At 66.6% G+C, this 9,999-nt stretch carries 6 protein-coding genes; all 6 read left to right on the forward strand.

What is annotated here, in order from left to right:
• Positions 1-202: 202 nt before the first annotated feature.
• Positions 203-2,353: a polysaccharide lyase 6 family protein gene (locus tag WAF18_RS16770; protein WP_337246119.1), complete on the forward strand. Its 2,151-nt coding sequence runs from the start codon at positions 203-205 to the stop codon at positions 2,351-2,353.
• The gene (locus tag WAF18_RS16775; protein ID WP_337246110.1) at positions 2,350-4,584 is read left to right on the forward strand and encodes an oligoalginate lyase; all 2,235 of its coding nucleotides are present in this window, start codon (positions 2,350-2,352) and stop codon (positions 4,582-4,584) included. The genes WAF18_RS16770 and WAF18_RS16775 overlap by 4 nt, the downstream gene beginning before the upstream one ends.
• Positions 4,581-5,873 (forward strand): MFS transporter, encoded by a 1,293-nt coding sequence (locus WAF18_RS16780; protein WP_337246111.1) that lies wholly within the window; start codon positions 4,581-4,583, stop codon positions 5,871-5,873. Before WAF18_RS16775 ends, WAF18_RS16780 begins: the two co-directional genes overlap by 4 nt.
• 29 nt (positions 5,874-5,902) lie before the next feature.
• A complete protein-coding gene (locus WAF18_RS16785) occupies positions 5,903-6,658 on the forward strand; it encodes a glucose 1-dehydrogenase (protein WP_337246112.1) in 756 nt (251 codons plus the stop codon).
• A gap of 18 nt (positions 6,659-6,676) precedes the next feature.
• On the forward strand, positions 6,677-7,858 hold the full coding sequence (locus WAF18_RS16790; protein ID WP_337246113.1) for a GDSL-type esterase/lipase family protein: 1,182 nt from the start codon (positions 6,677-6,679) through the stop codon (positions 7,856-7,858).
• Between the two features lie 143 nt (positions 7,859-8,001).
• The gene (locus WAF18_RS16795; RefSeq protein ID WP_337246114.1) at positions 8,002-9,813 is read left to right on the forward strand and encodes a DUF885 domain-containing protein; all 1,812 of its coding nucleotides are present in this window, start codon (positions 8,002-8,004) and stop codon (positions 9,811-9,813) included.
• The last annotated feature ends 186 nt before the right edge of the window (positions 9,814-9,999 follow it).

Consider the following 9,999-nt stretch of genomic DNA (forward strand, 5'->3'; position numbering starts at 1 on the left):
TGGAAATGCGAGAACCTCGGACCGGTAAGCACGGTTTTGGTATGCAATACAGGTCTGCAAATTTCGCTGTCAGCTGTTAGGATCAGTCGAAACCCAGGGTGCGGCTTCTCCGCAAGGACCTAAGCCATTGAATCTTCAAACTCCGTGTAGAGGCTCCGTCCCGGGAGGCCTTTTGTCCGGCTTCTGGCTAGTACTTGCGGCAGTGGCGCTGCCCGGACGCTGTGCCGAGCATCTGGTCCATGACCAGGCCGCTTTTGTCGAAGCATCACGATCGTTGCAGCCGGGGGACACCGTGGTTCTGGCCGACGGGATCTGGCGTGATGTCGACCTTCTGCTGCGAGGGGAAGGCAAGCGTGGTCAACCAATTACACTTACAGCGCAGACGCCCGGCAAGGTCATCCTCAGCGGCCGATCCCAGTTGCGGCTTGCCGGCAAGTATCTCGAGGTGTCCAACCTGGTGTTCCGCGACGGCTGGGCGCCCAGTGGCGAAGTCGTGTCGTTCCGGAGCTCGTCTCGCGAATGGGCCGAGCACAGCCGGGTAACCGGCATCGTCATTGATGGCTACAGCAATCCCGACCGCCAGCAATCCGACCATTGGGTCGCGATCTATGGCCAACACAATCGCTTCGACCACAGCCAGTTGGTGGGCAAAACGAATGTCGGCCCCACGCTGGTCGTAGTACGCAACGCGACCAGTGGCCTGGACAACCGCCACCGCATCGACCACAACTGGTTCGGGCCGCGCCCCAATCTGGGATCCAACGGCGGCGAGACCATCCGCATCGGCACCAGTCACGATTCGCAGTCCGACTCCAACTCAGTGGTGGACAACAACTGGTTCGAACACTGCGATGGCGAAGTGGAGATCATCTCCAACAAATCCGGCGGCAATCTATACCGCGGCAACGTCTTCTTTGAGTCGCGCGGCTCGCTGGTGCTGCGCCATGGCCACGGCAACGTGGTCGAGCGCAATGTATTCATCGGTAACGGCAAGGCGCATACCGGCGGCGTACGGGTGATCAACCGCGACCAGACGGTCCGTGACAACTACTTCGAAGGCGTGGCCGGCGACAACTTCGCCGCCGCATTGAGCCTGATGGCGGGCACTCGTGATGCGCCGCTGAACCGTTACGAACAGGTCGCCAATGCGGTGATCGAGCGCAACAGCTTCGTGCAGGTGCACCAGCTGTTCCTCGGCGCCGGGCTCGACGACGAGCGCGATGCGATGCCGATCAACAGCCGCATCGCCGGCAATCTTGTCATCGACGATGGCAGCGGCGAAGTGCTGCGGACACAGGGTGATCTGTCGGGGATCGCCTTCAGCGCAAACGTGCAGAGCCCGAAGGTGTCGCGGGGCTTTCCGGGCGGCGTCACCGGCGCGCCGCTGACGCTGCAGCGCGCGAGCAACGGCCTGCTGTATCCGGTGACGGCCGTCGACGCCGGTGCGCCGCGTGACCTGGCGCCCGTCGCACGCGAGGACGTGGGCGTGGCCTGGTATCCCAAGACACTGACCACCCCCGCGCTGGACAGCGGTATCGCACACGATGTCGCGCCGGGCGAGGACAGCTTGGCGGCCGCCATCGACGCAAGCGAGCCTGGTGACCGGCTCCAACTGCAGCCTGGCCTGTACCGCGTCAACCGGGTACTGGCGCTGGACCAGCCGCTCACCATCGTCGGCCCGAGTCGCGGCCATGCGCATGTGCAGTTCTCACGCCCGACCCTGTTCGAACTCCGTGCCGGCGGGTCACTCCGGCTGTCACGGCTGGACATCGACGGCACGCTGGCACCGAACGCCGCTGGCAACGCCGTGGTGCGCGTACCGTCGGACGGCCAGGCATTCGACTACACCCTGCAGATCGACGACAGCCATATCCACGGGCTGACGGCAGGCAGTGCCTTCCATGTCGTCGCCACCGGCAAGGGAAGCTTCGCTGCCCACATCGCGTTGAACCGCGTCACAGTCGAGGACGTCACCGGTAGCGTGATCGCTGCGGCGGCCGAAACCGATGACCGGGGGACCTACAACGTCGAGCAGGTCGATGTCCTGCACTCGCGCTTTGCGCGTATCGGCGGCCCGGTGCTGGATCTGTATCGCGGCGGCATCGACGAGAGCACGTTTGGCCCGACCCTGCGCGTCCAGGGCAACCAGCTCGAGCAGGTCGGCGTGGCCGATGACACCAGCCTGCGCCTGCACGGCGTGCAGCACGCGATCGTGGCCGACAACGCATTCGCGCACAGCGGACGCGTGCGCTTCAGCCACAGCGTCGGCAAGCCTCGCCTGCAGATTCGCCGCAACGTGCACGACGCCACAGCGGCGATGCAGTCCGACACCCCTGCCGAGACTCTGCCATGACACGCTCCCCGCTGCTGATCCTGCTGCTGACGGTTCCATTCAGCGCCGCCGGCCTGCCCGACGCACAGGCCGGCGCCACGACCACGCAACAGGTCACTTCCGACGCGACGGCCCCCGTGCTGGTGACCGCCGCACAGTGGACACAGATGCGCCACGAGGGCGCGCGCTTTCCCATGTTCGCCCGGGAGCAATCGCGCGCCGAACGGCGCGTGCGGGCAATGATGGACGCGGGCATCGACGTGCCGGTGCCACAGGACAAGGGCGGCGGCTACACCCATGAACAGCACAAGCGCAATTACCAGGCCATCCAGGCCGCCGGTGCGCTGTACAGGCTGACCGGCGACCCTGCCTACGCGAGCTTCGCGCGCGATCTGCTGCTCGCCTACGCCAGGCTGTATCCAGGCCTGGGGCCGCATCCGCAAGGTCGCGGGCAGATCCCCGGCCGGCTGTTCTGGCAGACCCTCAATGATTCGGTGTGGCTGGTCAGTGCGGCGCAGGGCTACGACGCGATCCGCGACAGCCTGAGCGCGGCCGATCGCAGCACCATCGATGACAACGTATTCCGGCCGATGGCGGACTTCCTGTCCGGCACACCGGAAAATTTCGACAAGATCCACAACCACGCGACCTGGGCGGTCGCCGCGACCGGCATGACCGGCTATGTGCTGCGCGACCACAGCTACGTCGAGAAGGCCCTGATGGGGAGCCGGCGCGATGGCGAGGCCGGCTTCCTCAAGCAGGTGGACCAGTTGTTCTCGCCCGACGGCTACTACGAGGAAGGCCCCTATTACCAGCGCTACGCACTGGCGCCCTTCATCCTGTTCGCCAATGCGATCGAGCGCAACGATCCGCAGCGCGGCATCTTCCGATACCGCGACGGTGTCCTGCTCAAGGCCGTCGACGCGCTGGTGCAAAGCAGCTACGGCGGCTACTTCTTCCCGATCAATGACGCCATTCTCGACAAAGGGCTGGACACCGAAGAGCTGGTCGCCGGCATCGGCATCGCCTACGCACGGACCGGTGATGCGCACTTGCTTTCGATCGCCGAAAGACAGGGGCGCGTCCTGCTGTCGCCTGAAGGGCTCCAGGTCGCCCGTGCGCTGGAGGAAGGCAAAGCCAGGGCCTTCGACTATCGGCCGCAGCTGCTTCGCGACGGGCCCGACGGCACCGAAGGCGGCCTGGCGATCCTGCGCATGGGCGGTGAGAACGGCCAGACGCTGGTGATGAAGAACACCAAGCAGGGCATGGGTCACGGCCATTTCGACAAGCTCAACTGGCTGTTCTACGACAACGGCCAGCGCGTGGTCACCGACTACGGCGCAGCGCGCTTCCTCAACATCGAGGCCAAGGCAGGCGGCATCTATCTGCCCGAGAACAGCAGCTGGGCGCGGCAGACGATCGCGCACAACACATTGGTAGTGAACGAGCAGAGTCATTTCGGCGGCGACTGGAGAACGGGCCAGGCGCTGGCGCCGACGCCGCTGCTGTTCGACATCACCGACGACACGCAGATCGCCTCGGCACGCATGGACGCGGCCTACCCAGGCGTGCGCTTCACCCGCACCCAGGCGCTGCTGTCCCACCCGGCACTTGGCGAGCCGGTGGTGCTGGACCTGTTGCGCGTGGAGGGCGATGCCCCGGCGCGCTACGACCTGCCCCTGCATTTCAATGGGCACATCATGGACGTGGGCTTCCAGACCCGGTCGGCGGTGACCACCCGCCCGGTCCTGGGCAAGGCCAATGGCTATCAGCACGTCTGGATCGATGCCAGCAGCGAACCGAGCACCGACGCGCGCAGCCTGACCTGGCTGCTGGACGGACGCTTCTATACCTACCGGTTCGCCAGCACTGCACCCTCGCGCGCGATGATTGGCGAGAGCGGCGCGAACGATCCCTCGTTCAACCTGCGCCGCGAGCCGATGCTGCTGCAACGCGTGGATGGCCAGACCAGCACGACGTTCTTCGGCGTGCTCGAACCACACGGCTGCTACGACGGCACGGCCGAGACCGTGCGCGGCGCCAACAGCCGCATCGACCGCATCACTCACCACCGCGGCGCTGACGCCGACGTGCTGGTGCTGCATCTCGACGGCGGCAAGACCGTCGCGCTGGGCGTGGCCGACGACCCGGCAGTGGGCACCCCGCACGAAGTCAGCGGCGACGGTCAGCAATGGCATTGGCAGGGCGGCTGGAAACGCTTCGACACGCCCATCGGCGAGGACGCGAAATGAAGGTGACCAACAACACCCGTTCCTACGTGCGCTGGCTGATCGTCGCCCTGATCGCGGTCGCGACGGTGATCAATTACATCGACCGCAACGCTCTGGCGGTGATGTGGCCGCAGATCTCGCAGGATGTTGGCGCAACCAAGGAGGACTATGCGCTGCTGGTGACGATCTTCATGCTGTTCTACGCCGCCGGCCAGTTCGTGTTCGGGCGCGTGTTCGACATCATCGGCACACGACTGGGCTTCGCGCTGTCGATCGTGGTGTGGTCGATCTCCATCGCCCTGCACGCGGTCACCCACTCCATCCTGTCTTTCGGCATCGTGCGCGCCATGCTCGGCATCAGCGAGGCCGGCGCATGGCCGGGCGCGGTCAAGGCCAACGCCGAGTGGTTTCCCGCACGTGAGCGCGCGCTCGCGCAGGGCGTGTTCAATGCCGGCGCCTCGATCGGCGCCATCGTCTCCGCCCCACTGATCGCGGTGCTGTTCCTGTGGCTGGGCTGGCGCGGCACGTTCCTGCTGATCGGTGCGATCGGCTTCGTCTGGCTGCTGCCGTGGCTGATCATCTACCGCGCAGGTCCCGACAGGCACCCGTGGGTGAGCGCGGCCGAGCGCGCGTTGATCCTCGACGCGCCTGCCGAAGCACCGGGCGCTCCCAGGCCGGAGTACCTGCCGACCGTGCGCCAGCTGCTCGGGCACCGGCAGACCTGGGGCATCCTCGCCTCGCGCTTCTTTCTCGATCCGATCTGGTGGCTGTTCGTGTCCTGGCTGCCGATCTATCTGGCCGACACCTTCGGTTTCGACATCAAACAGATCGGCATCTTCGCCTGGGTGCCCTATGTCGGCGCGATGATCGGCAGCCTTGGCGGCGGCTGGTTGTCCGGGCGCCTGATCGCCGCGGGCTGGAGTGTGGACCGCGCACGTAAATGGGCGATCACCCTGGGCGGCGCGATCATGGTCCCGGCCCTGATCGGCGCAGTGGTGGCGACCGATCCGGTCTGGGCCGTGCTGACGATCGCCTTCGTGCTGTTCGGTTTTCAGATCGCCATCGGCAACATCCAGACCCTCCCCGGCGACATCTTCCACGGCAAGTCGGTCGGCTCGGTGGCGGGCCTGGGCGGCATGGCCGCGGTCGCCGGCACGCTGATCACCACCTGGCTGGTGCCGGCGATGACCCGCGACTCGTATGCCCCGATCTTCATTCTGGTGGCGACCTTGGTGCCGGCTTCGCTGCTCGCGCTGTGGCTGATCACCGGCCGCGTCGAAAAGCTCGACGCTCCCGTCGAATCCCGCTGATTCCCCCCAATGCTTCACTGGAGCTTTCAATGACCCAATTCAAGGACAAGGTGGCGATCGTCACCGGTGGCGGCCGTGACATCGGCCGCGCCATCTCGCTCAAGCTGGCTGCAGCCGGCGCGAAGGTTTGCATCAACTACGCCAATGACGAGGCCAGCGCGCAGGACACGCTCAAGCAGGTCCAGGCCGCAGGCGGCACGGCCATCGCCCATCGCGCCGACGTCACCGATGCCCACGCGGTGGCCGGCATGGTCGCCGCCACCCAGGCCGCGTTCGGCGAGCGCATCGACGTGCTGATCAACGTGGCCGGCGGCATGGTCCAGCGCCGGCCGCTGGCCGAGATCGACGAGGCGTTCTTCCACAAAGTGATGGATCTCAATATGAGCTCGGTCTACCTGACCACCCATGCGGTGGTGCCGCACATGGCCGAAGGCGGCGCGATCGTGAACTTCGCCTCGCAAGCTGGCCGCGATGGTGGTGGCCCGGGCGCGGCAATCTACGCCACCGCGAAGGCGGCGGTGATGACGTTCTCCCGCGCGATGGCCAAGGAACTGGGTCCACGCGGCATCCGCGTCAACGCACTGTGCTGCGGCATGATCGCCACCCGCTTCCATGACGAGTTCACCAAGCCCGAAGTGCGCACCGCCGTTGCCGGGAATACCCCGCTGCGGCGTCAGGGACGCCCGGAGGAAGCCGCCGATGCCGCGCTCTATCTGGCGTCGGACGCGGCCGGCTTCATCACTGGTGCCAACCTCGACGTCAACGGCGGCACCTACTTCTCCTGACCGCCCGGGAGGGCTGCTATGCGTCGCTGGATCACTGGGTTCTCGATCGCACTTGCCATCGGCGCCGCAGCGCTGCCCGTCCATGCCCAGGTCTGGGTGCCGGCATGGACCGCCTCGCCGGCACCGGACCGCCGGGAAGGCACGGCGGAGGCGCCACTACAATTCGCCAACCAGACCGTCCGCCAGGACATGCGCCTGGCCAGTTCGGCCACGGCGCTGCGTTTCCGCATCAGCAATGAGCTGGGGGAGGCGCCCCTGAGGATCGGCGGTGCGTCCGTTCGTCTCACCGGCACCGCCAGTCCGGCAAACCCGGTGACCTTCGACGGTCGCAGCGAGGTGGTGGTGCCGACCGGCGCGGCCATGCTCAGCGATCCGGTGCCGATGGTGGTGCCGGCGCTGGGCGATGTCTCGCTGACCGTGTACTTCCCCGATGCGACAGCACCGGCTGTGCGCCGCACCGCGCTGCGCGTTGCCGAGGGCCGCCAGGCCGATGTCGGCGATAACGTGCCACTGGCCTACCGCCAGAACGTGGTCTCGGCGGTCCTTGCCGAGCGCAGCAGCAAGCCGGTCGTGGTGGTCGCACTTGGCGATTCGATCACCGAAGGCGCCACCGCCACGCGCGGCAGCAACGGCGACTGGCCGGCGCTGCTGGCCCGTCGTCTGCAGCAGGCATGCCCGGACCAGGTGGTGCTGGTCAATGCCGGCATCAGCGGCAACAAGATCATGGACCACGGCCGCAGTCACAGCGCCTTGGCGCGCTTGGACCGCGACGTGATCGCGCTGCCAAACCTGGATCGCGTGATCGTGTTCGAAGGCATCAACGACATCCGCCACGACGGCGGCACGCCGCCGGTGGCCGGCCGCAATGCCGACGACATGGTGCTGGGCTATCGCCAGATTGCCGAACGCCTGCATGTCAACGGGATCCGCGCGATCGCCGCGACCATCACGCCGTTCGGCGGTTCGGATCGCTACGAGCCGGTCGCAGCGGCGACGCGGACCACGCTCAATACCTGGATGCGCAGCGGTTACAGCGGCTTTGATGGGCTGATCGATTTCGACGCCATCCTGCGCGACCCGCATCGCCCCGAGTACCTGCCCGACACTCTCACGCGCGATCACCTTCACCCCAATGATGCGGGCTATCAACGCATGGCCGACGGTATCGACCTGTCTGTATTGGGGTGCCCCGCGCAGTAGCCCAAGCCACATCGCGTGACTTGGAGATGGAGAGCATCCCGCCCCGGGGCGACGGCGGGCGGCGTATCGACACGATCGGCACATGCAGCGCGGAGGCGGCGCCTCTATGCTTGCCGGCTGTCCCCACGCCTGGAAGTTGTCGCATGCGTCGTTCTCTGCTCGCCGTTGCCGTGCTCACCGCCGCCCTTGCCGGCTGCAACCGGGAGGCGCCGAGCGCCCCCGCCAACGCGCAGGACGGCGCAGCCGCGTCGGCGCCCTCGCCCGCCGACGCGGCATTTGCCGAACTGTCGAAGCGCTACCTCGACGAGGTGATGGCGCTGTCGCCGGTGTCGGCCACGCAGATCGGCGACCACCGCTTCGATGCCGAGGTCGACGACCTGTCAGCAGCGGGCCGGCAAGCGGGCCTGGACTTCAATCGCCGCTACCTGGCCGAGCTTGGCGCGATCGACTTCGACAAGCTTTCGCGCGAGAACCGTGTGGACGCGCTGATCCTGCGCAACCAGCTCGAGTACGGCATCTGGGACACCGAGGTCATGCAGAGCTGGGCCTGGGATCCGCAGACCTACAGCGGGCTGGCCGGCGGTGCGATCTACGGGCTGATGGCACGCGAGTTCGCGCCGATGCCCGAGCGCCTGAAGTCGGCGACGCAGCGCATGGAGAAGATCCCGGCGATCCTCGCCCAGGCGCGCGAGAACCTGGATCCGGCGCGGGTGCCGCCGACCCATGCGCGTACGGTCGCGGCGCAGAACAAGGGTGTCTTGGCGCTGATCGAGACGTTCATCACGCCCAACGCCGACCAGTTGCAGGGACAGGACCGCGCGCGCCTGGACGCGGCGGTCGAGACGCTGCGCGCTGCGGTCGAGGAACACCAGACCTGGCTCGACGGCACGCTGGTGCCCAATGCCAAGGGCGAGTTCCGCATCGGCGCAGAAAAGTACGACCAGAAGCTCAAGTTCGCGCTCAACTCCTCGCTCTCGCGCCAGGACATCCGTCAGCGTGCCGAAGCCGAGCTGGCCCGCATCCGCGACGAGATGTACACGGTCGCGCAGACGGTGCTCGAAGGCCGCGACGGTGCGCCCGAGACGCCGGCCCAGCCGACCGAGGACCAGCGCCAGGCGGCGATCGAGGCGGCGATGGAAGTCGCCTATGCCGATCGCCCCGGCCGCGAAGAAGTGGTCGAGTACGCCCGTCACACGCTGGACGTGGCCACCGAGTTCGTCCGCAAGCACGACCTGGTCACCGTGCCCAACGACCCGGTCAAGATCATCCTGATGCCGGAGTTCCAGCGCGGCGTCGCGGCGGCGTACTGCGATTCGCCCGGCCCGCTCGACAAGGGCCTGGATACCTACTACGCGATCTCGCCGATTCCCGAAGACTGGAATGACGCCCAGGTCGATTCGTTCCTGCGCGAGTACAACAAGCACATGCTGCATGTGCTGACGATCCACGAAGCCATGCCCGGCCACTACTTGGAAGGCGCGCATTCGGTGAATCACCCCTCGACGCTGCGCGCTGTGTTCCGCTCCGGGCCGTTCGCCGAAGGCTGGGCGGTGTACACCGAGCGGATGATGGCCGACGCCGGCTACGCCGACAGCGACCCGCTGTTCCGGCTGATGCAACTCAAGTTCTACGCGCGCGCGGTCGCCAACGCGATCCTCGACCAGGGCATCCACGTCGACAACTGGACCAAGGAGCAGGCGCTGGACCTGATGGTGCGCCAGACGTTCCAGCAGCAGAGCGAGGCCGAGGGCAAGTGGACGCGCGCGCAGCTGTCGTCGACCCAGCTGGCGACCTACTTCGTCGGCGCGCAGGAGCACTTCGACGCCCGCAAGGCGGCCGAGGCCGCCCGCGGCGAGGCGTTCAACCTCAAGCAGTACCACGACGATATGCTCGCCCAGGGCGCACCCCCGGTCCGCTTCGCGCGCCAGCTGATGCTCAACGAAGACATCCAGTAACCCGCAAAACCGGGGTCAGAGTGCAATTTCGGATGCGGGATCGACATGCAGCGCGATCCCTGGAAATTGCACGCTGACCCCGTTTCTATTGACCCCATTTTTTTTGGTTCATCGCAGATTAGCGGGGGAGCCTTTGACGGCCACCGTTACCCTTGAGGCCTGATTTCCAGGGCGCAAGGGGTGAGG

The sequence above is a fragment of the Luteimonas sp. gir genome (assembly GCF_037198055.1).
Classification (GTDB): Bacteria; Pseudomonadota; Gammaproteobacteria; order Xanthomonadales; family Xanthomonadaceae; genus Luteimonas; species Luteimonas citri_A.

Coding starts and splice junctions, on each gene's coding strand:
- WAF18_RS16780 (WP_337246111.1), top strand. CDS start 4,581: ATGAAGGTGACCAACAACACCCGTTCCTACGTGCGCTGGCTGATCGTC.
- WAF18_RS16795 (WP_337246114.1), top strand. CDS start 8,002: ATGCGTCGTTCTCTGCTCGCCGTTGCCGTGCTCACCGCCGCCCTTGCC.
- WAF18_RS16785 (WP_337246112.1), top strand. CDS start 5,903: ATGACCCAATTCAAGGACAAGGTGGCGATCGTCACCGGTGGCGGCCGT.
- WAF18_RS16790 (WP_337246113.1), top strand. CDS start 6,677: ATGCGTCGCTGGATCACTGGGTTCTCGATCGCACTTGCCATCGGCGCC.
- WAF18_RS16775 (WP_337246110.1), top strand. CDS start 2,350: ATGACACGCTCCCCGCTGCTGATCCTGCTGCTGACGGTTCCATTCAGC.